Raw genomic sequence first — 23,737 nt, 5'->3', positions numbered from 1 at the left:
GCCTATTATAACGGTAAGAAAAGGCGAAGTGGTTAATTTTTGGCAAAAAAAAGGGGGGATTTTAATTCCCCCTTCCTCCTCTGGATCCGGATGAGACTGAGCCTCTGGATCCTCCACCGCTTGAAGAACTTCTACTTGGCATGCTCATGCTGCCAGAGGAACTTCTGGATGGTGTATATGTCCTTGTACTAGGTGTACTTCTATTATAACTTGGGCTAGAAGTTCTACCTGGCATAGTACTTCTATTATAAGAAGGAGTGGTAGTTCTTCTATAGGATGGGTTTGAAGTAGTTGATCTTCTATAAGTGTCAATACTTCTGGTATTTACCCCTCTATTTGTTGTTCCTATTGATCTTGTACTTGGTCTTGCAGTTGGCATAGCGCTTCTTGATCTAACAGAAGATGATCTATCCATGGCTGCAGAATTTGTAGTTCTAGTATTCCTAGTTGTAGCAATTCTAGATCTATTGGAGTTATAATAATCATTTTGACTTGTTCCAAAATCTCTAGAGCTTGTTCTTGCTCTGTCAGAAGAAACAATACTTCTATTATTCATAACATCTCTTCTTGCTTGCGCTCTTGCTGTACTAGGTAGGGCGGCATTTGCAACAGCTCTATTTCCAGCAGTGGCTAAAGATGCTCCTCTAGTAGGTCTTGCACCTCTTACTACTCTTCTATCACCGTATTCTCCTCCTGGAAGTACATAGATTGGATTGCCATAGCCAGGATAATAACCGCCATAGTAACCTCCTCCATAATAACCTCCACCCCAAGCATAGCTAGGATAGAAACCTCCATAACCGAAGCCCGGTCTGAAGAAAGGAGACCCGAATCCATATCCAAATCCCCAACCTAAACCGATGCTTAGGCTAAAGCCTGGTCTATAACCCCAACTAGGTCCATAGAATGGATCATAAAAACCAAATCCCCAAGGGTTAAAACCATACATAAAGCCCATATTGAAGGCAAAAGAAGGATTTGCCCAAGAACTATTTCCTGAACTTCCAACGTAATAATTGTTGTAAACATCAATGTCTGGCTCACCCTCAGAAACTGCAGCAGTTTCATCGAAGTAAACCACTTCATCTCCTGTTTCCTCTGTGTCCGCTTGATATCGGGAGATGTAATCAGGATTGACGTTTCTGCTGGAAAAACTTTCTTCCGGAACATCATTCAAAGAATTGAATTCTTGAAATGTTTCTGGCTTGTTGTTCTGTACAGCGTATTCAGTAGATAGTTTTGCATCAGAAGCCATGAAATACATGTTGTCACTCGCTCCATTTGTAGCTAGCTGTGAAGAGCTACAAGAAGCAAGAACAAGTGTTCCTAGGACTGCTGGTGTAAGTAATACGGATAATTTCTTCATGGTTGAAGTTTGAGTTGTTACTTAGTTATACGTTGTTCGAGGTGTAGGGTTATATTTTTACCTTATATTTGCCACGCTTAATTTAGTAAAAATAAAGACATTTCATATTCAATCAAAATAGAATGAGTAAAGGACTACCTAAGCGAAGTGAGGATTACTCTCTTTGGTACAATGAGTTGGTAAAAAAAGCTGATTTGGCAGAAAACTCTGCAGTCAGAGGCTGTATGGTAATCAAACCTTACGGTTATTCCATTTGGGAAAAAATGCAGGCTGAACTTGACCGAATGTTTAAAGAAACTGGTCATACGAATGCTTATTTTCCGCTATTCATCCCCAAGTCCTATCTCAGTAAGGAAGCCTCTCATGTAGAAGGCTTTGCGAAAGAATGTGCGGTAGTAACACACTACAGGTTGAAAAATGCTGAAGATGGTTCAGGAGTAATTGTTGACCCAGAAGCAAAATTGGAAGAAGAGCTGATTGTTCGTCCTACTTCTGAAACGGTTATCTGGAGCACCTATAAAAATTGGATTCAGTCTTATAGAGATTTGCCTTTGCTGGTAAACCAGTGGGCGAATGTTGTAAGGTGGGAAATGAGAACCCGACTTTTCCTTCGTACAGCTGAATTTTTATGGCAAGAAGGGCATACTGCTCATGCTTCAAAGGAAGAAGCAATGGCTGAAACGGTTCAGATGATGAATGTCTATGCTCAGTTTGCTGAGGAATTCATGGCAGTACCTGTTGTGAAAGGAAGAAAAACTGAGAACGAACGTTTTGCAGGTGCTGATGAAACTTTATGTATTGAAGCTATGATGCAAGATGGAAAAGCTCTTCAAGCAGGAACTTCTCACTTCTTGGGACAAAACTTTGCAAAGGCTTTTGATGTAAAGTTTGCAACCAAAGAAGGTGGTTTGGATCACGTTTGGGGTACTTCATGGGGTGTGAGTACCCGATTGATGGGGGCCTTGATTATGGCACATTCTGATGATAATGGTTTAGTCCTTCCTCCGAAATTGGCTCCAATTCAGGTGGTGATTGTCCCTATATATAAAGGAGAAGAGCAGTTGAATGCTATTTCTGAGAAAGCTTATGAAATGATGACAGCTCTTAGAAAAGTTGGTGTTTCTGTCAAATTTGATGATAGAGATACTCATAAGCCAGGGTGGAAATTTGCTGAATATGAATTGAAAGGTGTTCCATTGAGAATTGCAATCGGTCCTAGAGATTTGGAAAATGGAACAATTGAATTGGCTAGAAGAGATAACTTGACCAAATCAAGCTTCGATCTTTCTTCCGAGCCGATTGAAGTAATGATCCCTAGATTACTTGATGAAATCCAGCAAGGAATCTATGAGAAAGCTTTGAATTTCAGAACTGAGAAAACTACTGAGGTGAATTCTTGGGAAGAATTCCAGGATGTTTTGGAGAATAAAGGTGGATTCGTTTCAGCTCATTGGGATGGGACGTCAGAGACAGAAGATAAAATCAAAGAATTGACTAAGGCGACAATCCGTTGTATTCCTTTGGATCAAAAAGAGGAAGACGGAACCTGCATTTTAACAGGGAAACCTTCGACAGGCCGAGTATATTTTGCAAAAGCATATTAAAAATTAAACCCTGAGAATTCAGGGTTTTTTTATTTTCTATTGTCCAAGGTTGCTGGCTTTCTCGTATTTTAGGAATCTAAATAAAAACCCAAATGACAATTCTAATCCTTTCAAGTTTATTGATCATAGGTCTTATTCTTTTAATGGCAGAGACCTTATTTATCCCTGGAACGACAGTTGTTGGAGTTTTGGGTTTACTGATTAGCCTTGCAGGAGTAGCTTATGCTTTTTTGACTTTCCCAGCAAATATAGCCTGGTGGATTACAGCCATTGCTACTGTCTTAAATATTGCAGCAGTTGTCTATAGTTTTCAATCTGGAGTTTGGCAAAAGCTCACCTTAAAAAATGCCTTGGAAGGAGGTGTGTTTGATGGAAGAACCAAAGGATTAGAAAAAGGAATGGAAGGAAAAGCAATTTCAGATCTAAAACCGATTGGAAAAGGATTATTTGGAGACTCTATTTTTGAAGTTAAATCAGAATCCGGTTTTATTTCAGTAGATTCGATCATCACAATAATGAAAATTGAAAACAATCAAATTTTAGTTAAGTAAATATTATGGACCCTTCAAGCCCTGTCTTTTTATTGATAATTGCATTTGGAGCAATTTTAGTTATCTGGCTTTTCCTTTACTTTATTCCTGTTGGATTATGGTTCACAGCACTTTTCGCTAAAGTGAAAGTGACAATTGGAGAATTGTTTGGAATGAGGATTAGAAAAGTTCCCCCAAGTGTGATTGTAAACTCTTTAATTACTGCAACAAAAGCAGGTTTGCAATTGACTACCAATGAATTGGAAACTCACTACTTAGCAGGAGGGAATGTTCCTAATGTTATTCGAGCTTTGATTTCTGCTGATAAAGCAAATATTAATTTGTCATTTAAACAGGCAACTGCTATTGATTTAGCTGGTAGAGATGTGTTTGAGGCAGTTCAGATATCTGTAAATCCAAAAGTAATTAATACTCCTAATGTGGCTGCAGTTGCTGCTGATGGGATTCAGTTGGTAGCAAAAGCCAGAGTAACTGTTCGTGCAAACATTGCTCAATTGGTAGGTGGTGCTGGAGAAGATACCATTTTGGCAAGGGTAGGGGAAGGAATTGTGACTTCAATCGGTTCTGCTGATACTCATAAAAGCGTTTTAGAAAACCCTGATAAAATCTCTAAATTGGTGTTGCAAAGGGGGTTGGATGCGGGAACAGCTTTCGAAATCCTTTCTATTGATATTGCTGATATTGATGTAGGAACCAACATCGGTGCGAAGTTACAGATCGATCAGGCGTCTGCTGACCTGAAAGTAGCTGAAGCAAAAGCGGAAGAAAGAAGAGCCATGGCTGTAGCTTTGGAGCAAGAGATGAAGGCAAAGAATGTGGAAATGCGTGCGAAGGTAGTAGAAGCTGAAGCAGAAGTTCCCAAAGCTCTCGCGGAAGCCTTTAGATCCGGCCAGTTGGGAGTGATGGATTATTATAGAATGGAAAATATCAAATCTGATACTTCTATGAGAGATTCAATTGCTAAATCAGATTCTGAAGGAAGCGATTCCAAAGGAAAAGGAGATAAGAAGTAAAAAGTGAATATATATTTTAAATCAAAAAAGGGGCTTAATGGCCCCTTTTCTTTTTCTTAGATACAGGTTCTTGCTCCACCATCAATACCGGTTCATAATTACTTTTTACCAAAATTTGGCGATTCTGATTATCTATGATGATCTCTTCATAGTCAAATGGAATAATGACTTCTCCATCTTCCTGAATCAATCCGCTCTTGCTGTCTTTGATGGCCAAAACCCAATTGCTTCTTTCATGTTTCAAGAAGTCATATTCAGGATTAAGAATGATATCACCATTAGAGCTTAAGAGTCCGACTTTTTCATTGGATTCTACCAGAAATTGACCAGATTCTGTTCTACATACCTTATTGTATCCTTCTGGATTTTTGATTTCCCCTGAAGCATTGATTAGAAAAAGTTTATTGTCTTTCTTTCCAACTCCCCAACCGTTTTGAAATGCTTTGATTTCATCCCATTCTGGACTCAGGACCATTTGGCCATTGGAATTAATGAGCCCAGAATAAAGGCCTGATTTGATGCTGGCAAAATGTTCAGAAAAAGGACCTGCCTCCTGGAAAGTGGGAGTAATTAGCCAACTTCCTTCTTTATTCACATAGCCGAAAGCTCCATTTTTCTTGGCTGCGAAATAGCCTTCATTTCCATTGTTGATCCATTCCAAACTATCGGTTGGTTTAACGATCCAGCCTTTTTTACCCAATAATCCAAGTTTTCCATCTCTGAATTTGATTTGGTAAAGGTCCCTTTCCATCCGGTTGACCTCGGTCATTCCTACTGTATCCAATAAAATTCCATCTTCCTCCATCACTCTTCTGAGTTTTCCATAGATGTATTCAAGCATTAAATCATTTTCAAATGAGATTTTATGGAATGAGTTATACCGAATATTTGCATTAATCGGATCGCCTTCAATCAAAAGGTATTGGTCCTGGTCAAAACCATAGTAAAAATTACCTCTATTATGTTTTAGCTCTGAAATAACCGGTTCCAAAACGATTGTGCCCTCCATATTGATTAAGCCAAATCCAGTTTGGGTTTTCACCAATATGTATTCACCTTCATTTCCTTCCAGATATTCGAAAGTTTCGTCAGGATTTTCTCCCAAGGGAAGGAAATATTCGTTGTTTCGCTTAGCTATGATCTGACCTACATTCGTTATCTCAGCTGATTCCAATTCTCCGAGGTAAGTTGTGGTACCTTTTCCTCTTTTGTATATCCAGTATTCATTGTCTTTTCTTGCCAAAAGAAAATTGAAATAGGTCTCTATCTCATCATACTCAAGATCTAAAACCTTTTGCCCGTATTCGTGAAAAGCTCCGATTCCATTTGGACCTTTTACTAATATCCATGGCTCTAAAAATTGATAAATCTCATCGCCTTCTAAATTTACAGCAGGCTTAAAATCATTGGAAAGGAGAAATAATCCTTCTTCATTACTTCCAATCTTGACAGACTCACTCAAAAGCGAGATTGATTTATATACCAACCGAGTTTTGAGATTCATGTCATAATCATAGACCTCATAGGTTTGGGCTTGGAGAAAAGAAGAAATTGTAAAGAACAGTACTAATAATGGGCTTTTTCGAAACATCGATAATCTTATTAAAGCCCGAATATAAAATGCCCAAAAGAGGAATTCCCCTTTTGGGCATTAAAAATGTTTTGATTTGCCTTTATTTTTCTTCTTGAACCCTATCTAAGTCAAAAAGATCTGAGATAAACTCTATCATTTCCTCTGCTTCATCTCTTTTGCAAGCAGCCTTTAGCTGTACAACAGGTACTTTCAATACCTTTTGCATCATGCTTTTGGTGATTTTGTCAACCACAGCAAATTCTTCAGCTGTTGAATTCTTTAAGAATCTAGCCAGCTCTTCCTGACGGATTTGCTCTAAAGATTGCTTTAGTTTATTGATAGTAGGTGAGACCATCATTTCTTTTTTCCAGCTGGAAAATTCATGAATGGTTTCCTCTATGATTTTTTCTACTTGAGGAACAGATGCCAATCTTTTTTCCAAAGCCTCTGAAGCTTTGCTTTTGATATTGTCCACATTGTATAGGATCACTCCTGGAACATCCTCCACTGTTGTCTCAATTGATCTTGGTACAGAAAGATCAACGAATAGCTTGTAGGATTGAATCTCAAACTGACTGACCATTTTCTTGGTAATAAATGGCTCAGATCTATGAATGGAGCTGACAATCACATCAGCTTCCTGCATAGCTTCGAAACAATTTTCAAAAGGAACTACCTCAAATCCAAGCTCTGCTGCGATTGCTTCAGCTTTAGATTGTGTTCTATTGGTAATTTTTACTTTCGCCTCAGGAAGGTAGACCATGTTTTTGGCTACGTCTTCTCCGATTTCTCCCACACCGATCAACAGAATTCTTGGTTGATAGGTGTTTGAGGTCAAACTTTCGATCAATTCAATAGATGCATACGACAAGGAAGCTGCTCCATCTCTGAATGCAGTTTCTTGTACGATTCTTTTATTAGTGAAGAAGACTGTGTGCATCAGTCTATGCAAAAATGGTCCAGCCATGTCCAAATCAGCAGAAGCTTGGTAAGCTCTTTTTACTTGATTTGAAATTTGAATATCTCCCACAACTTGAGCTTCCAATCCCATGGATACTCTGAAAAGATGGTTGATGGCAGAATGATCTTCACTGAAAATCTCAAAATAATCAATGTAGTTTACCACTTCCATCATTCCCTTTTCCAACCCAATCAATTTGATGATCTCTGTACTTAGTTCAAGTTCATGACTATAATACACCTCAGTTCTATTACAAGTAGATAGAATGAGTGCATCTTGAAGGCTAAAAAACTCTTTTAGCTTCAATAGGATGCTATGAATTGATTGATCGTCTAGCGCAATCAATTCCCGGATTTGAACGGGAGCGGTCTTGTGGGATAAACTTAAGGCTCTAAACTTATTCTGCATAGATTTAGTCTTGCATCGCAAATTTAACAGACAATGTACTCTAATGCCTGTTTTTATATAAGCTTAATTTGAATTTAGAATATGTCTAAATAACTGTTTTCGCAAAGGTCTGGAAAATTGTTATTCAAGTCCAATATTCTTAAATTATCAGTTATTGATTTTATCTATTAGGCTTTTCTTATGTACCGAAGATTTTTTTACCAACTCAAACAGTATCTGGGCTTTACAAATAAGGAGTCCAGAGGTTTTGTTCTACTGATTCCTTTCCTTTTAATTCTTGCTATGATTCCTCAGTTGATCCAAAAGATCAATGCGAAATCTCGGGTAGCTCAAAGTAGTGAAATTCAGGTGTTAATAGATTCTCTGGAACAAGTAGGGTTTGAATTTGTGAAATCTCCCATGCCAATTCAGGCACCGTTAGATACTGCTCCATCCTTAAACCAAAGTTCTTTGAAAAGGATTCCTTTTTCGGAAGCTGATTCTGTTACACTTCAAATTGTACCTGGCATAGGCCCGACAATGGCGTCTAGAATAATCAAGTTTAGAGAATCTTTAGGAGGTATGCATTCCAAAAATCAGCTTCAGGATGTTTATGGGTTAAAAGAAGAAGTTGCTGCTGGAATTTGGGAATATTTCGACTTTGAAAGTGGGATATCGAAAAAAGTACAAATCAATGAATGGGATGTGAGTGAACTTGCAAAGCACCCCTATATTGGTTATGGAGAGGCTAAAGTTATTGTCGCATATAGAAATCAACATGGTAAGTATACAAGTGCTGATGATTTATTGAACGTGAAAATATTTACTTCAGAATGGATAAATAAAATTTCACCTTATCTCGACTTTTAGGCCTTAGTTATTCAAATTCCTTAGATATTTGAGGCATGATACCGCAAGGAGAAGGAATTAAATTACCCAAATTAAATCTTCCTGAAATAGAACCCAGACTTTCTCAAAGAGAAGGCAGGCTTTGGGTATTTGATATACTTCGAAAAAAAGATCTTGTTTTAACTCCAGAAGAATGGGTACGACAGCATTGGATCTCCTTTTTGATAAAAGAGCAGAGTTATCCAAAAGGCTTACTTTCTATTGAAAAAGGTCTGAAATACAATCAATTACAAAAAAGGACGGATTTGTTGGTATATAATAAATCTGGTAATGTCCATTTGCTTATTGAATGTAAAGCGCCCAATGTCTCTTTATCTCAAAAAACAGTGGAGCAAGCTTGTTTATATCATAGTCAACTACAATCAGAATACTTAATATTATCGAATGGGATGAACCATTTATGTTTGCAGTGGATTTTAGATGAAAAGAGGTTTGAACAAATAAAAAGCTTTCCTCCAATACCAAATTGATTCCAATGTTTTATGATATTAATCAGTCATTTTTTATCTTCAAACGCCGATTAATCATACCTACTTAGCATGTCCAGTTCACCACATAATACTCCATGCGAACTTTGCGCTAGTCGTAAATTTTCGATGATGTCAGGATTGACAGATTCTCAAATCTGTACCATATCTGATCATAAGAATCTTATTTCGCATAGAAAAGGACAAATCCTGTATTACGAAGGGACCAAGCCATTGGGTATATTTTGTATCAATTCAGGTGTGGTTAAAGTCTATAAAACAGCCTCAAATGGCAAAGAGCAAATTGTCCATTTAGCTCAGAAGGGTGACTTTTTGGGGTACGCAGCATTGTTGGGAGAAGAAAACTATACCAATTCTGCAATGATTGTAGAGGATGCCAAAATCTGCTTTATTCCCAAAGAAGCATTCTTAAAGACGTTGATGACCAATTCTGAATTCTTCAAAAGAGTAACCAAGGAATTGAGTCATGAGCTTGGAGTGATGGAAGAGAAATTGACCGACGCCACACAGAAAAGTGTTAGAGAAAGATTGGCTTATGTGTTACTTCATTTGGCTAGTTGCTATGGTGTAGAAGGAGGAGAAAGCCAGAAAATTGACTTGATTTTGAGTAGAGAGGAGATTGCCGGTATTGTTGGGACAGCAACTGAATCGGTGATTCGGCTACTTTCTGAATTTAAAAAAGATGATTTGATCGAATTTGAAGGAAAGAAAATCATCATCAAGGACAAACGTGGTTTAGCTCGACTTTCTGATTTTTACGCTTAATCAGAACCCTTAGGTAGGTTTTCAAGTTCTACCATCATGATGTCACCCAAAAGAATCATTTCTGCCTTGCGATTCCCCTTGCTAGGAGTATTCTTCGTATTCTTTCTGGCAAATGAAGTTTACAGTCAATCTGTTGCCTATAAATCCTTGTTGTCAGTTCTTTACGATGAGGAGTTTCCAGTTTTGAAACCAGGTGAATTGAAAAGCTTAGATAACTTTCAAATCTTGGACACCAGAGAAAAGGAGGAATATGAGGTGAGTCATATTGAAGGGGCGCAATGGGCTGGATTCGATTCATTTCCTGAGTTTGATGTACAAAAGTTGGATAAAAACAAACCAGTTTTAGTCTATTGTACGGTTGGAGCTCGATCTCAAGAAATAGGGCAAAAACTTCAAAATGAAGGTTTTCAGGTTTTCAATCTTTATGGCGGAATTATCCATTGGGTCAATGAAAATCACCCGGTATTCAATGAAAATTCCATGACCAACCAAGTGCATACCTATTCTCAATCTTGGGGAATTTGGTTGAAAAAAGGAGAAAAAGTTTATTGATCAAAAGCTACAATTTCTAAGAATGAATTTTTCAAAAGCATCTTTTTCTCCACTTAAATCATTTATTCTCCTTGCTTTTTCACTCGTGTTATTTGCTTGTGGCAATTCATCTTTGGGTAAAGAAGGAAGTACTCCACCAAGTCATGAACTTTGGAATCAATTGGTCCACAAACATGTCAAATCCAATGGAATGGTGGATTACAAAGGCTTTATCAATGACAAAAGTCAATTGGAAACCTATCTTGATCTATTGTCAAATAATGCCCCAGATCGTAAAAATTGGTCTAAAAATGAGCAATTAGCTTACTGGATCAATGCTTACAATGCTTTTACCGTCAAATTGATTGTAGATCATTATCCAGTGGAAAGCATTCGAGACTTAGGTCCCAAATTGAAGGTTCCACTGATAAATGATGTCTGGCATTATAAGTTTTTTCAAATCGGAGGGGTCGAAACCAGCTTGGATGAAATAGAACATGGGATTTTGAGAAAGGAATTTAACGAGCCAAGAATCCATTTTGCGATCAATTGTGCATCGATTTCTTGCCCTCCTTTACAACCTTTTGCTTTTACTCCAGATCAATTGGAATCCCAACTGGAATCTGTTTCTGTAAAATTCATCAATGATCCTCTCCGTAATAAAATTCAAAAAGACAAAGCTGAGATTTCCTCTATTTTTTCCTGGTTTTCAGGTGATTTCACGAAAGATGGTTCAATCATCGATTTCTTGAATCGTTACAGCAAGACTCAAATTTCAAAAAACGCCAAGGTTAGTTATCTGGATTACAATTGGAGTCTAAACGAATAGTCTTAATTTGAAGATTCTTTTGATTTATGAACCCAAATAGACACATTCTTATCATCGGTAATGGCATAGCAGGTGTGACACTTGCTAGACACATTCGGAAGCGGGATTCTTCTGTGAAGATTACTTTGGTTTCCGGTGAGAGCAAGTATTTTTTTTCCCGAACAGCCCTGATGTATGTGTTTATGGGACACATGAAGTTTGAGCACACACAGCCTTATGAGAATTTTTTCTGGGAAAAAAACAGAATTGACCTGAAAGAAGGGTGGGTTCAATCCGTTGATTTTGACGAGAAAAGTCTGAAGCTTCAATCTGGAGAATCATTATTCTACGATCAATTGGTGATTGCCTCGGGTTCCAAACCCAATAAGTTTGGCTGGCCAGGCCAAGATTTGAAAGGTGTCCAAGGTTTGTATTCCAAACAGGATTTGGAGCTGATGGAAGAAAATACCAAAGAAGTGAAGCGAGCCGTAATTGTAGGAGGAGGTTTGATTGGGATCGAAATGGCTGAGATGTTGGCCTACAAGAAGATTCCTGTTACTTTTTTGGTTAGAGAAACAAGCTTTTGGAGGAATGTGTTGCCGAAAGAAGAATCTGAAATGATCAGCAAGCATGTGCGAGAACATCATATCGATTTAAGATTGGAAACTGAGTTGGCTGAAATAATTGATGATGGAAACGGAAAGGTAAAGGCTGTCAAGACCAATCATGGAGAAGAAATTCCTTGTGAGTTTGTAGGCTTAACTGCTGGTGTGACACCAAATGTGGACTTCCTAAGAAATTCGAAATTAGAAGTGAATCGTGGGGTGGTGGTGAACTCAAAATTTGAAACCAATATCCCAGATGTATACTCAATTGGAGATTGCGCTGAGTTTCAGGTGAAGCCAGCAGCTGATAGAAAAAACATTGAGCAAGTCTGGTATACAGGCAGAATGCATGGCGAAACTTTGGCTTTAACTTTAACTGGTCAAGCCACAGATTATCAAGCTGGAGTGTGGTTTAATTCTGCCAAGTTTTTGGATGTGGAATATCAAACTTATGGAACCGTCCCTGCTGATTGGAAAGAGGAAGAATTCCAAAGTTTCTATTGGGAGCATCCTCAAAAGAAAGTCGCATTTAGAATGTTGATGGATACCAAAGGAGCGATTGTGGGAGTGAATAATTTCGGTTTCCGACTCAAACATGAGTTTTTTGACAAGGCTATTAAAGAGAAATGGACAGGTCAAAAAGTTATCTCCAGTTTAAGAAAGGCAAACTTTGATCCTGAGTTTTTCGCACCGTTTTATATTGAAATTCAAAAAGCATTTTTGAAGGAATTTGGTGGAGATTTCAAGCCTGAAAAGCGATCATTTATTCAAAAACTATTCGGAGCGAGCGTATGAAAGTGATTCAGAAAATAGGGTTGTTTTTGTTCTTGATCGGTTTGGGTGTTTTTACCACTATTCCTTTTCTGGGAACCTATGAATTGAACCAGGAAATGGTGTCAGCCAATACCAAGGATATTCATCAAGAGAAAATGTTGGAGATTTTGACTCCAATCTATGATCAGTCTTATTCTTCCAATTTCCAGTTTTTAAGTGCCTTTAATCAGGAATTTGGCAATTACAATGATGCTTTGAAAGCTGAAGGAAAATGGGATGAAGTGATTTGGGATGATTATAGTTTTTCTTTGGGGAAAGCTGCATTATCAAGTCCCGTCAAGGATAATCCTTGGCTTTGGATGTTTCTTTCCATCGGTTTGGCTGTTCTGGGTGGACTTTTATACAACCTTCCCAAATACAAGGACGAACCTGAAGGAATTAAAAACAATGGAATTTTTCATTCCAAAATGAAGAATAGAGGCTGGTTAGGCATGTTGACTGGTTCTTACTTGATTTTGTTCTACGTAATTCTCTATTGGTTTCCTGCTTACCTAGTGAATTTGGTCGCGATGGTTGATCCATTGAGCATGATTTTTTCCGGAAATCCTGCTAGTCAGTGGTTTTTGTATGGTTTTGTCTATACGCTGGCCATCATTGTGATGGGAATTCGAATGTTCCGAAAATACCGTGGAAACAAGTATCAGCAGCTTCGAACGGCTTCTGTGATGTTTTTCCAAACAGCTTTTGCCTTTTTGATTCCTGAAATTCTAGTTCTTTTGAATCAACCCTATTTTGATTTCAAAAATATCTGGCCTTTGGATTATGACTTTTTCTATTCCTATCAATTGGATTCCTTTTTATCAGGAGGTTCTGTAGGGATGTTTATGTTGATTTGGGGGATCTTGTTGATCATCATCGGAGTACCTGTTTTTACTTATTTCTTTGGGAAAAGATGGTATTGCTCTTGGGTTTGTGGATGTGGTGGATTGGCAGAAACAGTAGGAGATCCGTATCGCCAGTTATCTGATAAAAGTGTCAAATCCTGGAAAATTGAGAGATATCTTATTAATGGAGTCTTGGTTTTGGCAGTTGTCATGACAATCCTAACCATTGCCAATTATTTCTCTGACTTCTGGCTTTTGGGAACTGTCACCAACGAACTTCATAACTTTTATGGTTTTGCTATCGGTTCCGCCTTTGCAGGTGTAGTTGGAACAGGCTTTTATCCATTTATGGGAAATCGTGTATGGTGCCGATTCGGTTGTCCTTTAGCAGCTTATTTGGGAATAGTCCAGCGCTTTAAATCCCGTTTTAGAATCTCTACCAATGGAGGGCAGTGTATTTCTTGCGGAAATTGCTCTACTTATTGTGAAATGGGGATTGATGTGAGATGGTATGCCCAAAGGGGACAAAATATTGTCAGATCTTCTTGTGTGGGATGTGGAGTTTGTTCAGCAGTATGTCCAAGAGGAGTTTTGAAATTAGAAAATGGCCCTGAGGAAGGTCGAATCAATGAATTGCCGATTATTATCGGAAATGACTCTGTGAAAATTAATGCCTGAAATCATCGCATACATTTTATTGGGGATCTACCTTCTAGGGATGACTTTCATTTTTGTGTATAGTCTAGCCCAGGGACATTTGTTGCTGAATTTTTTGAAAGCAAGGAGGAATAAATCCGAACTGAAACTCCTTAAAAATGACTTCCCAAAGGTGACAGTCCAGCTACCTATTTTCAATGAATTGTTTGTTGTGGAAAGACTGATAGAATCTGTAGCCAAATTGAATTATCCAGCTGATAAACTGGAAATCCAGATTTTAGATGACAGTACAGATGAAACAGTCCAGATCATCCAGGAAAAGATAAAAGAATTTCCACAAATTAATTTTCAATACATTCATAGAGCTGATAGACAGGGGTTTAAAGCAGGGGCTTTGCGTGAAGGTTTAGAAAAAGCTTCTGGTGATTTTATCGCAATATTTGATGCGGATTTTATTCCAGAGCCTGAGTTTCTTCTTCATACCTTACCTTATTTTTCTAGTGATAATATCGGTATGGTTCAGTCAAGATGGACTCATTTGAACGAAAAATATTCTTTATTGACGAGGCTTCAGGCATTTGCGCTGGATGCGCATTTCTTGATCGAACAGACAGGAAGAAATCATCAGGGAGCATTTATCAATTTCAATGGAACTGGTGGGGTTTGGAGAAAGAAATGTATTCTAAATGCGGGAAATTGGCATGATGATACATTGACCGAAGATTTGGATTTGAGCTATCGAGCACAAAGAAAAGGATGGGAATTCGTTTACCGACCAGAGATCGAATCTCCTGCTGAGTTGCCTCCTGTGATGTCCGCAATCAAGTCTCAACAATTTCGATGGACCAAAGGAGGGGCTGAATGTGCAGCCAAACATGCCGGAAATGTCCTTCGTGAAAAACATCCTTTCCTAGTGAAGTTTCATGCCATGGCCCATCTTTTCAATAGCACCATATTTATAGCAGTGCTTTTGGTTAGCTTGTCCAGTTTGGGGGTTTGGTGGATGGGAGATCAAGGACTTTTACCAAAAGAAAGCTTGAAATTGGCTGGTGTTTTTCTAATCGGATTTGCCATTATTGCCTTGGTTTACCTGTTTTCTTATGTTTATCGAGAGGAAAAGAAATCCAAAAGTTTGCTAGAAGCCATTGTGCTATTACCAGTCTTTTTATCGGTTTCCATGGGTCTTGGTCTCCACAATGCTCAAGCAGTCTGGGAAGGGTTAACAGGCAAAAAATCACCTTTTATCAGAACTCCCAAATTCAACTTGGAGGGAGGCAAAAGCAAATTGAAAAACAATCTCTATCTCACTTTTAAAATGCCAGTTACCACATGGTTTGAAGGTGTCTTGGCCCTTGTATTTATAACAATGGTTGTGTTGGCATTTGCACATCAGAATTACCTCTTCTTGCCTTTCCACATGATGTTGGCATTTGGTTACACCCTAGTATTTATCACTTCATTTAAATCCTACGCATTAGGCCGATAATATGTCCCAAGCGATCATTGACGTCATTATTCCCGCATTCAATGAGGAGAAATCCATTCCAAAAGTCATTCATGATATTCCCAAATTTGTAAGGCATGTAGTAGTGGCTAACAATAATTCCACCGATCAAACAGCTGCGGTTGCAGAAAAGGCAGGTGCGGTAGTGGTTTTCGAAGGACAAAAAGGATATGGAAAGGCCTGTTTGACAGCTATGGATTGGATTAAAAATCAAGAGATTCAGCCTGATATCGTTGTCTTCTTGGACGGGGATTACAGTGATTATCCGGAAGAAATGACTGGTTTGGTGCAGCCTATTTTGGAAGGAAAAGCCGATATGGTGATTGGTTCCAGGGCTTTGGGAGAAAGAGAAAGTGGCTCCATGACCGTTCCTCAGGTTTTTGGGAATTGGTTGGCGACCACTATGATGAATTACATCCAAGGTGCCAAGTTTTCTGATTTAGGCCCTTTTAGGGCGATTGATTGGCCAAAGCTGTTGAGTTTGAATATGGTGGATCAAAATTATGGTTGGACGATCGAAATGCAGATCAAAGCTCATAAAGCAGGATTGAAATATCTGGAAGTCCCTGTAAATTATAGAAAACGGATTGGTGTGTCCAAAGTCAGCGGTACTGTAAAAGGTGTTTTTGGTGCTGGTTATAAGATCATTTTGACGATTTTCAAGTATTGGTAAATTTGCTAAACTTCGTATTTCCTTCTAAAAGGCTACTCATGAAAAGGCTTTCCTATATTCTCTTTTTCGGTTTCATTTTATTAATCGATTCCTGCGCTCCAAAAAGCAGGGAAGGTGTGGACTTGGATCAGTTTTCTGCCTACTGGTTTCAGGGAAATGCCGAAATCAATGTGTTTGATCTCCAGCAAAGCCGCTATGGTGAAGTGAGAGAAGGAAATACTGTGATGATCTTTGTGACAGAAGATTTTTCGAGAAGAAAGCAGGTGAAACTAGATGATCTTTCAGGAGTGGGAGCCGATGCTAGAAAAGTTCTGAAATTGAATATGACTCGGGAATTTGTGACTGGTATCTATCCTTATCATACGATGTTGTCTGTTTTCACCCCAGTCAATGATGAGATCAATTCTTATAAATTGGTTTCTACTGTGACCGAATGGTGTGGTCAGGCTTTTACCCAGATGAACTGGAAAAACTCCAAGTATCAGATTCAGTCTTTTTCCTATTTTGAATCTGAAGGTGATCAGGAATTAAACATTGAAGCACAAGCTGAGGATGAGCTCTTTAATTTGATTCGAATCAATCCAGATTTGATTCCTGAAGGAGATGCACGATTGATTCCGAGTTTGGTGTATCAACGCTTTGCACATGTGGAAATGAATGATTACCGAGCGAAAATTTCTAAAGAGGATGTAGGGAGTAATAGCTCTGAATTGGTAGTCGATTATCCAAGCTTGAAAAGGACTCTTAAAATCCAGTACAAGAACTTTTTTCCCTATGAAATCTTATCTTGGGAGGAAATCCAAACTAAAGCGAATGGAGATCTGGAAGTGACCAATGCCGTTCGAAGAAAACTGGAATTGTCTGACTATTGGAACAAAAATGAAAAGGTATTTGAACCTCTAAGAAAGGATCTGGGACTTTGAATTCCTGGTTGACAAAAGCTGGTAAACCAGTTGGAATTTTAACTTTAATCCTTGGGCTCTATTGGATAGGATACCAGGTGTTTAGAGAACAATTTTCCTCTATATTTTTCTTTTTTGCACTGGCTTTTATTGGGATGCTGGCCATCTATTTTTCCTATTCAAAATCGGATAATTCTTGGAAGAAAATCTTTTGGGCAGGATTGGGTTTGAGGCTTTTGTTGATGTTAGCTGTTCCCAATTTGTCAGAAGACTACGTGAGATTTTTGTGGGATGGGGAATTGGTGAGGCTGGGTGAAGACCCCTATAAGCTAAAACCATCAGAATGGATTGAGGAAAAAGAGGATGTAACAGCTTTACAAGTTCAGCTTTTCGAGGAGATGAATTCTCCAGATTATTTCTCGGTTTATCCTCCTTTGAATCAGCTGATTTTTTGGGTTTCAGCAAAAGCGATGAATGGTTTTGTTTGGAATGGATATTATACTTTGAGATTCATATTGATACTCTTTGAAGTATTGACTTTCTTTTCCCTTTTGAAACTGATGAGGAGGTTTGAAGTCCCGATTCGCCATTTGGTCTTATACTGGCTAAACCCCTTTGTAATCCTTGAAATCACTGGAAACCTTCATTTTGAAGGGATTGTACTTTTTTTCCTTTTGTATTCATTGATTGCTTATTCCAAAAACAAAAAGTTTGTCTCAGGAATCAGTTGGGGAATGGCAATAGGGATGAAATTATTGCCCTTGATTCTATTTCCTGCTTGGTTTTTCTTTCGGAAAATCAAGTCAAGCCCCTTTTTCTGGATCGGTACTTTATTGGCACTAATTGTAGCTTTTGTTCCCTTGGTTTGGGATGATGCCTGGGTCAATTTCTTTGAAAGCCTGAAGCTGTATCAGGGTAAATTCGAATTCAACGCCTCTTTATACTATTTATTGAGAGAAGTAGGTTATTGGATTGAAGGCTACAATACGATAGGCTATTTGACCAAACTATTGGGAATTGTCTTTGTCATAGGAGTGTGTTATATGTCATGGAAAACCAAGCCACAATCCTTGTTCAAATTGACAGATTTATGGATTGGGATATATTTGCTTTACTTATTGATCCAGCCGATTGTACATCCTTGGTACCTGATTCCAGGTTTGGGTTTGAGTGTGATTACCGGAAGAGTAACTTTCCTATTGTGGAGTTTTTCAGCAATATTTTCCTACCAAGCCTATGGAAATCCAGCTAATTTTGAACAGCCAATTTTCCTGATTTTAGAATATGGCTTTGTCATTATCGGCTTGCTGTGGGATTACCGACCTCAATCATTTAATTTTCTGAAAAAATCAGTTTCTACATGAGAATCACCTCGTATTTCATCATTCTATTCATCATCGCGTTCTCTTGTAAACCCAAGGAGGAAAGAGATGCTATTGATCTTTTGGAAAAATCCATTGAAGCCCATGGTGGGGAGAAAGCATTTGAAGATCTGAATGAAATCCAATTTAGAAAGTGGACTCAATTGCTAGATGAAAATGGAGATGTGGAGTCGGAAACGGACCAATTGATTCAATTTCAATTAAAACCTCAACTCAAGGGAAAAATCACTTGGGAAAAGGATAGCGTAAGCCATGTGATTGAATTTGATGGGGAGAAAACCTTTTATTCTTTGGGTGGAAACTCCATTCAGAATGTTGATTTTTTGGAAGCCAAAAAGAAGGAGTTTGATGCGGCATACTATGTAGTTGCTCAACCATGGAAGTTACTTCAGGATGAAGGAGCAAAGCTGATTTATGAAGGAGAGAAAGAGGTTTTTTCTAAAACTGTCAAATCAATTCGAGTAGAATACGGACCTGATCAAGATGTATGGTGGTATTATTTTGATCCAAATTCTAATCTAATGGCAGGAAATGAAGTTCAGTTAAAAGATCATAGAAGCCAGATTGAGAATTTGAGTTTTAGCCAGATTTTGCCTTTTATTTTTTATGGTCAAAGAGAAAGTTACCGTGTAGACGAGAAAGGAAACAAATTGTATCTTAGAGCGGTTTATAGTTATTCTGATTTCCAATTGAAATAAAATAAATAATTGATAATGAGATATTTGACACTAGTTGTTTTAAGTTTTTATTTGATTTCCTGTGAAAGTAAATCTGAGGCTGAAAAGATTGTTGATTTGGCCATCCAAGCACATGGGGGGGAGGCCTACAAAAACTCTAAAATTGAATTCGACTTCAGAAATATCCATTATTCGATTTATAAATCAGCTTCAGGTTTTGAATATATCCGAGAGTTTTCTGACTCAACAGGAAATGTAAAAGATGTATTGAATAATGAAGGTTTTGTTCGAACTGTCAATAGCGTAAAGATTGATACACTGACAGAAGAAAGGATTGGTGCTTTTTCACGTTCGGTTAATTCGGTGGCCTATTTTGCATTTTTACCTTATGGGTTAAATGACGCTGCGGCAATAAAGTCTCATCTAGGTAGCACTGAAATCAATGGAGAAAATTATGAGATGATCAAAGTGACGTTTCACCAAGAGGGAGGAGGAGATGATTTTGATGATGAATTTTTATACTGGATAGGTTCTGATGATCATTTTGTTGATTTCATGGCTTATAGTTACCATACCGATGGCGGGGGCGTTAGAATGAGAGAAGTGAGCAAAGTACAGGAAGTTGGAGGGATTAGGTTCCAAAATTATCTGAATCTCAAGCCAGAAGATAAAAATACTCCTGTTGAAAGTATGCAAGAACTCTTTGAAAACGGTAAATTGGAATTGTTGTCAGAGATCAATTTGGAAAACATCCAAGTGAAGCCTTTAGAAGAATAGGTTTCTAAAAGGATTGTGAGCCAAGGTCTTTGAAGTTATTTCAAAACCCGAATGCCTTGAGGAAATCTCATTTTACTTATTTATTCAGTTCTGTAGGTCTTATTTTTTTGATCATGGGATTCATCTGGTTTTTTCCCGAAGGCGAAATGCCAGTTTGGTCTCAAAAACTCAAAGGCGTTTGTTGGGTGGGAAGTAGGAAGCCTCTATCAGGAGGAGAGTTCGCAGCCTTGAAAGCTACTGGAGCCAATGCGATTTCCCAAACCCCGTTTGGCTGGCAGGAGGGAACAGACAGTCCTGGGATCCGATGGCAAGTCGAGGGAGATCGGCAATGGTGGGGAGAATCTGGAACGGGAATCCAAGTAACACTAGATTCTGCTGAATCGCATCAAATTTCCAATATGCTGAAGCCTCACCTATGGGTGAGAGGAAGTTGGCCAGGAGAAATTGAAATGAAATCTGAGGAAGACTGGAATCGATGGTTTGAAAATTATGAAACCTTTATTCTTGATTATGCCAAGCTCGCCGAAAGAATTTCTATTCCTTATTTGTGCATAGGGACAGAATTGGAAAAGTCTTCAGATCGTGAAGAGGACTGGAGAAAAATTATTGCTGCAGTTAGACAGATTTATAAAGGAAAGATCGTCTATGCTGCCAATTTCACAGAGTTTGAGCATATCCAGTTTTGGGATGCATTGGACTTTATTGGAATCCAAGCTTACTTTCCTTTGTCAGATAAAGAGGTTCCAACTTTGAATCATATGAATCAAGCCTGGAAATCTCATTTGAAGGACATTGAATCGGTGGTTAAGAAATTTCAAAAGCCAGTCATATTCACAGAAATTGGTTATTGCAATACGCATGATGCGGCGAAAGAACCTTGGGTTTGGCCAAATGAAAGGGGAGAAGCTCAGATTTCTGAAGAGATTCAGGCATTATGTTATGAGTCATTTTTCGAGAGTGTCTGGGATAAATCCTGGATGGCAGGAGCTTATTTTTGGAAGTGGTATCCCGAAGGGAAGCATCGAGATCCTGATTTCAGTCCTCAAGGCCTCAAAGCTGAAACTGTGATGAAGCAATATTTTTTGGCTGATTGAAAATCAGTCTGTTATGTGACTTTTGTCATGGATGTTTTCATCTGGTGATTTTAATTTAGGTCTCAATAATCAAACAGTCCTTTCTAAAACTAAGACGCAGAAATCATGAAAAAGAACATGGGAAATACAGATAGATTGATTCGTTTAATCATCGCCGCTGTCCTTGTAGCCCTTTACTTTTCCGGAACATTGACTGGTACCATCGGTATCATCGGGATGGTTGTAGCTGGAATATTTACACTGACCACATTGGTGGGGTTCTGCCCACTTTATACTTTGGTTGGGCTCAATACATGCCCAAAACCCCACACGAAATAGAATAATGCGTAATAGTTTGGAAAAAGCCGGGAGCAATGCTTTCGGTTTTTTTTATGAAATAATCTATTTCATGATAGGCTTCTTTAAAAATTTTGGTAAACTAGAGGCTCCAAATTCAACAATATTATAAAAATGAAGAACAACCCTAGAAGAGAGTTTTTGAAATCCACTGGTCTCCTTGGACTTGGGATTTTTGGAGCTGGAGCGGCGACTGCCAGCGAGTCAAACATTTTACCATTAGAGGCAAAATATGGAGCCTCCAGAGTACAACACTTTAATATGTCAGGTTTTGCCGCACCAAAACTAGAGACTGTTAGAGTGGGTATTGTTGGATTGGGAATGCGAGGTCCCGGTGCTGTAAACCGCCTAAGTAAAGTTGAGGGAGTAGAAATCAAAGCATTGTGTGATCTTCTTCCTGAAAGAGTAGAAAAGCAAAAGGAATTACTAGCAAAAGACACTGACCATAGACCAGTTGGTTATTCTGGAAGTGTTTATGCATGGAAAGAAATGTGCGATAGAGAGGATTTGGACTTGATCTATATCGCGACACCTTGGGAGTGGCATACTCCGATGGCTGTTTATGCAATGGAAGCTGGAAAGCACGCTGCTGTTGAAGTTCCTGCTGCTAGAACCTTAGATGAGTGCTGGCAATTGGTTGAGACTTCAGAGCGTACTAAAAAGCATTGTATGCAGTTAGAAAACTGCTGCTATGACTTCTTTGAATTGATGACTTTGAAAATGGCTCGTGAGGGTTATTTCGGAGAAGTCCTTCATGCAGAAGGAGCATATATCCACGATTTGTTGGCCCTTAATTTCAACAAAGAAGGTTATCAAGGAATGTGGAGATTAAAGGAAAACTATAGAGATGGTAACCTATACCCGACTCATGGTTTGGGGCCAATTTGCCAGATATTGAATATCAATCGTGGGGATCAAATGGATTATTTGACTTCTTTGAGCTCAAATGATTTCCAAATGAAAAAAGAGGCTCAGAAGCTTGCTGATACTGATAATTTCTTTGGTGAGTTTGCTTCAAAAAGCTATAGAGGAAATATGAATACCACTGTAGTGAAAACCAAGAATGGTAAGTCTATCATGATTCAGCATGATGTGACTTCTCCAAGACCATATAGCCGTCTTCACGTAGTGAGTGGCACTGAAGGATACGCTCAGAAATATCCTACTCCAGGTGTTGCGAAAGGACATGGATGGTTGAAAGAAGAGGAAATGAAGGAGCTTGAAAAGAAATATACTCCTGAAATCGTCTTGAAAGTTGGTGAATTGGCTAAGCAAGTGGGTGGTCATGGAGGAATGGACTTCATGATGGATTGGAGATTGATCGACTGCTTGAGAAATGGCTTGCCTTTGGATCAGGATGTGTATGATGCAGCGCTTTGGAGTTGTATTTCTCCATTGAGTGAGTGGTCTGTTGCCAACAGGTCAAATTCTATCGATGTACCTGATTTCACTGGCGGTAGCTGGAAGACAAACAAGCCAGTTCCGATTACTTTGAGAGGTTAATCGATATACCTTTTAAAAGAAAATAAAAATGGGACGATGATTATTCACCGTCCCATTCTTTTTGAAAAGGATTTCTTATTTCATAACTGTAGTAGCAAAAGCTTCATCTACAATTTCCTTCATTTTTGCAGGATCATTTTTGTATGGGCTTAAATCGATCAAAGCCACTTTTCTAAAATCAACAGGATGGGATTCACTTTGCAAGGAAATGTATCCTGAATCCAAAAGTTTTCCGTCAATTTTTACTTTTTCATCAAAAGGATCTACGCTTCCTCCACCGATTTGAGGTTGGTTGTAACTGAAAACTGTATCAGTTCCTACCAAATGATGGATCACTTCATCTCCTAAAACAATGAAATTCGCCTGAACCCACTGGTCTCCATGGTAAGTTTCAGAGCTGGAATTGATACAATGTGGAGTAAATAGAGTGTCAGCCAACACTACATTGGTTCCTGGGGTGCAAAGATTACAGGTAGATCTTTTATCTGTTCCGTTTCCACCCAAGAACTGTGCTTCTACAGAGATAGGGAAATTTTGATCCTTCAACATAGTGGCTGGATCTTGAGAATGAAGCATGGCTCCACTATTTCTCCAAGCCCATCCTTCGCCTTCAAGAGCTTGCTCTCCGGTAAATCTATATTCTACCTGAAGCAAATAATATGAAAAAGGATCCTTGTAAAAAATATGCCCATACTGTTGATCAAATGCCTCATACCCATCGTATCTCACTTGCATCATTCCATCTTCCACACGAAAAGTATTGGCATAATTATCTCCTAAATCGTGGGTTCTGATTTTGATTTTCCAGTCATCCATGTCTTTTCCATTGAAGAGCTGAATCCATTCAACTGGTGTAGAATCAGCTGTTTCCTCAGTACTGGAGCCTTTTTGACAGGAAGTAAAGGCAAAGAGTGATAAAGCTAAAATTGCTGGGTATTTCATGTTTAATAAGGTTACTGAAATTTGTGGGGTTGAAGTATTAAAGAATTTGAAAGATAAGAATCTTATTAAAG

The 23,737-nt window shown here is 38.5% G+C and carries 23 protein-coding genes; 19 read left to right on the top strand and 4 right to left on the bottom strand.

Annotated features, from left to right (window positions below; all coding sequences use genetic code 11):
- Positions 1–61 precede the first annotated feature (61 nt).
- A complete protein-coding gene (locus tag BUF13_RS04270; RefSeq protein ID WP_073570479.1) occupies positions 62–1,366 on the bottom strand; it encodes a DUF5320 domain-containing protein in 1,305 nt (434 codons plus the stop codon).
- A gap of 122 nt (positions 1,367–1,488) precedes the next feature.
- Between BUF13_RS04270 and proS the strand changes: the two genes are divergently transcribed.
- From proS to floA, 3 genes are all read left to right on the top strand, one after another.
- Complete coding sequence (proS, locus tag BUF13_RS04265) at positions 1,489–2,970, top strand: proline--tRNA ligase (protein ID WP_073570478.1); 1,482 nt, start codon at positions 1,489–1,491, stop codon at positions 2,968–2,970.
- 92 nt (positions 2,971–3,062) lie between these two features.
- Positions 3,063–3,521 carry an NfeD family protein gene (locus BUF13_RS04260; RefSeq protein WP_073570477.1) on the top strand — a complete coding sequence of 153 codons (459 nt, stop codon included), beginning with the start codon at positions 3,063–3,065 and terminating at the stop codon, positions 3,519–3,521.
- A 5-nt stretch (positions 3,522–3,526) separates the two neighbouring features.
- Positions 3,527–4,534, top strand: a complete 1,008-nt coding sequence (gene floA / locus BUF13_RS04255) for a flotillin-like protein FloA (protein WP_073570476.1) — start codon at positions 3,527–3,529, stop codon at positions 4,532–4,534.
- A gap of 34 nt (positions 4,535–4,568) precedes the next feature.
- On the opposite strand, the gene BUF13_RS04250 is transcribed toward floA, so the two are convergent.
- Together BUF13_RS04250 and hemA are read right to left on the bottom strand one after the other, a co-directional pair.
- Positions 4,569–6,125: a WG repeat-containing protein gene (locus BUF13_RS04250; protein WP_073570475.1), complete on the bottom strand. Its 1,557-nt coding sequence runs from the start codon at positions 6,123–6,125 to the stop codon at positions 4,569–4,571.
- Between the two features lie 82 nt (positions 6,126–6,207).
- Positions 6,208–7,476, bottom strand: a complete 1,269-nt coding sequence (gene hemA, locus BUF13_RS04245) for a glutamyl-tRNA reductase (RefSeq protein ID WP_073570474.1) — start codon at positions 7,474–7,476, stop codon at positions 6,208–6,210.
- A 180-nt stretch (positions 7,477–7,656) separates the two neighbouring features.
- Here hemA and BUF13_RS04240 point away from each other — a divergent pair, with 180 nt between their 5' ends.
- The 16 genes from BUF13_RS04240 (at position 7,657) to BUF13_RS04165 (ending at position 22,724) form a co-directional block, all read left to right on the top strand.
- A complete protein-coding gene (locus BUF13_RS04240; RefSeq protein WP_073570473.1) occupies positions 7,657–8,325 on the top strand; it encodes a ComEA family DNA-binding protein in 669 nt (222 codons plus the stop codon).
- A 35-nt stretch (positions 8,326–8,360) separates the two neighbouring features.
- Entirely contained in the window at positions 8,361–8,834 is a 474-nt protein-coding gene (locus BUF13_RS04235; RefSeq protein WP_073570472.1) for a type I restriction enzyme HsdR N-terminal domain-containing protein, read from the top strand.
- Between the two features lie 69 nt (positions 8,835–8,903).
- On the top strand, positions 8,904–9,617 hold the full coding sequence (locus BUF13_RS04230; RefSeq protein WP_073570471.1) for a Crp/Fnr family transcriptional regulator: 714 nt from the start codon (positions 8,904–8,906) through the stop codon (positions 9,615–9,617).
- A 36-nt stretch (positions 9,618–9,653) separates the two neighbouring features.
- The gene (locus BUF13_RS04225) at positions 9,654–10,169 is read left to right on the top strand and encodes a rhodanese-like domain-containing protein (protein ID WP_243839692.1); all 516 of its coding nucleotides are present in this window, start codon (positions 9,654–9,656) and stop codon (positions 10,167–10,169) included.
- A gap of 22 nt (positions 10,170–10,191) precedes the next feature.
- A complete protein-coding gene (locus tag BUF13_RS04220; RefSeq protein WP_073570469.1) occupies positions 10,192–10,977 on the top strand; it encodes a DUF547 domain-containing protein in 786 nt (261 codons plus the stop codon).
- 26 nt (positions 10,978–11,003) lie between these two features.
- Positions 11,004–12,356 (top strand): NAD(P)/FAD-dependent oxidoreductase, encoded by a 1,353-nt coding sequence (locus tag BUF13_RS04215; RefSeq protein WP_073570468.1) that lies wholly within the window; start codon positions 11,004–11,006, stop codon positions 12,354–12,356.
- Positions 12,353–13,897 (top strand): 4Fe-4S binding protein, encoded by a 1,545-nt coding sequence (locus BUF13_RS04210; RefSeq protein ID WP_073570467.1) that lies wholly within the window; start codon positions 12,353–12,355, stop codon positions 13,895–13,897. The genes BUF13_RS04215 and BUF13_RS04210 overlap by 4 nt, the downstream gene beginning before the upstream one ends.
- Positions 13,890–15,362, top strand: a complete 1,473-nt coding sequence (locus BUF13_RS04205; protein WP_073570466.1) for a cellulose synthase family protein — start codon at positions 13,890–13,892, stop codon at positions 15,360–15,362. The genes BUF13_RS04210 and BUF13_RS04205 overlap by 8 nt, the downstream gene beginning before the upstream one ends.
- Before the next feature lies 1 nt (position 15,363).
- Positions 15,364–16,053 carry a glycosyltransferase family 2 protein gene (locus tag BUF13_RS04200; RefSeq protein WP_073570465.1) on the top strand — a complete coding sequence of 230 codons (690 nt, stop codon included), beginning with the start codon at positions 15,364–15,366 and terminating at the stop codon, positions 16,051–16,053.
- 38 nt (positions 16,054–16,091) lie between these two features.
- Positions 16,092–16,976, top strand: a complete 885-nt coding sequence (locus tag BUF13_RS04195; protein ID WP_073570464.1) for a hypothetical protein — start codon at positions 16,092–16,094, stop codon at positions 16,974–16,976.
- A 134-nt stretch (positions 16,977–17,110) separates the two neighbouring features.
- Positions 17,111–18,319, top strand: a complete 1,209-nt coding sequence (locus BUF13_RS04190; protein ID WP_134204328.1) for an MptA/MptB family glycosyltransferase — start codon at positions 17,111–17,113, stop codon at positions 18,317–18,319.
- Entirely contained in the window at positions 18,316–19,035 is a 720-nt protein-coding gene (locus BUF13_RS04185) for a hypothetical protein (RefSeq protein WP_073570462.1), read from the top strand. Before BUF13_RS04190 ends, BUF13_RS04185 begins: the two co-directional genes overlap by 4 nt.
- Positions 19,036–19,050: 15 nt before the next feature.
- The gene (locus BUF13_RS04180; RefSeq protein WP_073570461.1) at positions 19,051–19,791 is read left to right on the top strand and encodes a DUF6503 family protein; all 741 of its coding nucleotides are present in this window, start codon (positions 19,051–19,053) and stop codon (positions 19,789–19,791) included.
- A gap of 56 nt (positions 19,792–19,847) precedes the next feature.
- Positions 19,848–20,885: a glycoside hydrolase family 113 gene (locus tag BUF13_RS04175; RefSeq protein ID WP_243839691.1), complete on the top strand. Its 1,038-nt coding sequence runs from the start codon at positions 19,848–19,850 to the stop codon at positions 20,883–20,885.
- A gap of 105 nt (positions 20,886–20,990) precedes the next feature.
- Entirely contained in the window at positions 20,991–21,203 is a 213-nt protein-coding gene (locus tag BUF13_RS04170; protein ID WP_073570459.1) for a YgaP family membrane protein, read from the top strand.
- Between the two features lie 132 nt (positions 21,204–21,335).
- Entirely contained in the window at positions 21,336–22,724 is a 1,389-nt protein-coding gene (locus BUF13_RS04165) for a Gfo/Idh/MocA family protein (RefSeq protein WP_073570458.1), read from the top strand.
- A gap of 75 nt (positions 22,725–22,799) precedes the next feature.
- On the opposite strand, the gene BUF13_RS04160 is transcribed toward BUF13_RS04165, so the two are convergent.
- The gene (locus tag BUF13_RS04160; protein WP_073570457.1) at positions 22,800–23,666 is read right to left on the bottom strand and encodes a 3-keto-disaccharide hydrolase; all 867 of its coding nucleotides are present in this window, start codon (positions 23,664–23,666) and stop codon (positions 22,800–22,802) included.
- Positions 23,667–23,737: the final 71 nt, after the last annotated feature.

This window comes from Algoriphagus zhangzhouensis (assembly GCF_900148515.1).
GTDB classification, from domain to species: Bacteria; Bacteroidota; Bacteroidia; order Cytophagales; family Cyclobacteriaceae; genus Algoriphagus; species Algoriphagus zhangzhouensis.
This window is presented reverse-complemented; position numbering and strand designations above follow the sequence as displayed.

Coding starts and splice junctions, on each gene's coding strand:
- BUF13_RS04235 (WP_073570472.1), top strand. CDS start 8,361: ATGATACCGCAAGGAGAAGGAATTAAATTACCCAAATTAAATCTTCCT.
- BUF13_RS04195 (WP_073570464.1), top strand. CDS start 16,092: ATGAAAAGGCTTTCCTATATTCTCTTTTTCGGTTTCATTTTATTAATC.
- BUF13_RS04220 (WP_073570469.1), top strand. CDS start 10,192: ATGAATTTTTCAAAAGCATCTTTTTCTCCACTTAAATCATTTATTCTC.
- BUF13_RS04190 (WP_134204328.1), top strand. CDS start 17,111: ATGCTGGCCATCTATTTTTCCTATTCAAAATCGGATAATTCTTGGAAG.
- proS (WP_073570478.1), top strand. CDS start 1,489: ATGAGTAAAGGACTACCTAAGCGAAGTGAGGATTACTCTCTTTGGTAC.
- BUF13_RS04200 (WP_073570465.1), top strand. CDS start 15,364: ATGTCCCAAGCGATCATTGACGTCATTATTCCCGCATTCAATGAGGAG.
- BUF13_RS04210 (WP_073570467.1), top strand. CDS start 12,353: ATGAAAGTGATTCAGAAAATAGGGTTGTTTTTGTTCTTGATCGGTTTG.
- BUF13_RS04185 (WP_073570462.1), top strand. CDS start 18,316: ATGAGAATCACCTCGTATTTCATCATTCTATTCATCATCGCGTTCTCT.
- BUF13_RS04165 (WP_073570458.1), top strand. CDS start 21,336: ATGAAGAACAACCCTAGAAGAGAGTTTTTGAAATCCACTGGTCTCCTT.
- BUF13_RS04205 (WP_073570466.1), top strand. CDS start 13,890: ATGCCTGAAATCATCGCATACATTTTATTGGGGATCTACCTTCTAGGG.
- BUF13_RS04215 (WP_073570468.1), top strand. CDS start 11,004: ATGAACCCAAATAGACACATTCTTATCATCGGTAATGGCATAGCAGGT.
- BUF13_RS04225 (WP_243839692.1), top strand. CDS start 9,654: ATGATGTCACCCAAAAGAATCATTTCTGCCTTGCGATTCCCCTTGCTA.
- BUF13_RS04240 (WP_073570473.1), top strand. CDS start 7,657: ATGTACCGAAGATTTTTTTACCAACTCAAACAGTATCTGGGCTTTACA.
- BUF13_RS04180 (WP_073570461.1), top strand. CDS start 19,051: ATGAGATATTTGACACTAGTTGTTTTAAGTTTTTATTTGATTTCCTGT.
- BUF13_RS04170 (WP_073570459.1), top strand. CDS start 20,991: ATGAAAAAGAACATGGGAAATACAGATAGATTGATTCGTTTAATCATC.
- BUF13_RS04250 (WP_073570475.1), bottom strand. CDS start 6,125: ATGTTTCGAAAAAGCCCATTATTAGTACTGTTCTTTACAATTTCTTCT.
- BUF13_RS04260 (WP_073570477.1), top strand. CDS start 3,063: ATGACAATTCTAATCCTTTCAAGTTTATTGATCATAGGTCTTATTCTT.
- BUF13_RS04230 (WP_073570471.1), top strand. CDS start 8,904: ATGTCCAGTTCACCACATAATACTCCATGCGAACTTTGCGCTAGTCGT.
- BUF13_RS04270 (WP_073570479.1), bottom strand. CDS start 1,366: ATGAAGAAATTATCCGTATTACTTACACCAGCAGTCCTAGGAACACTT.
- floA (WP_073570476.1), top strand. CDS start 3,527: ATGGACCCTTCAAGCCCTGTCTTTTTATTGATAATTGCATTTGGAGCA.
- BUF13_RS04160 (WP_073570457.1), bottom strand. CDS start 23,666: ATGAAATACCCAGCAATTTTAGCTTTATCACTCTTTGCCTTTACTTCC.
- hemA (WP_073570474.1), bottom strand. CDS start 7,476: ATGCAGAATAAGTTTAGAGCCTTAAGTTTATCCCACAAGACCGCTCCC.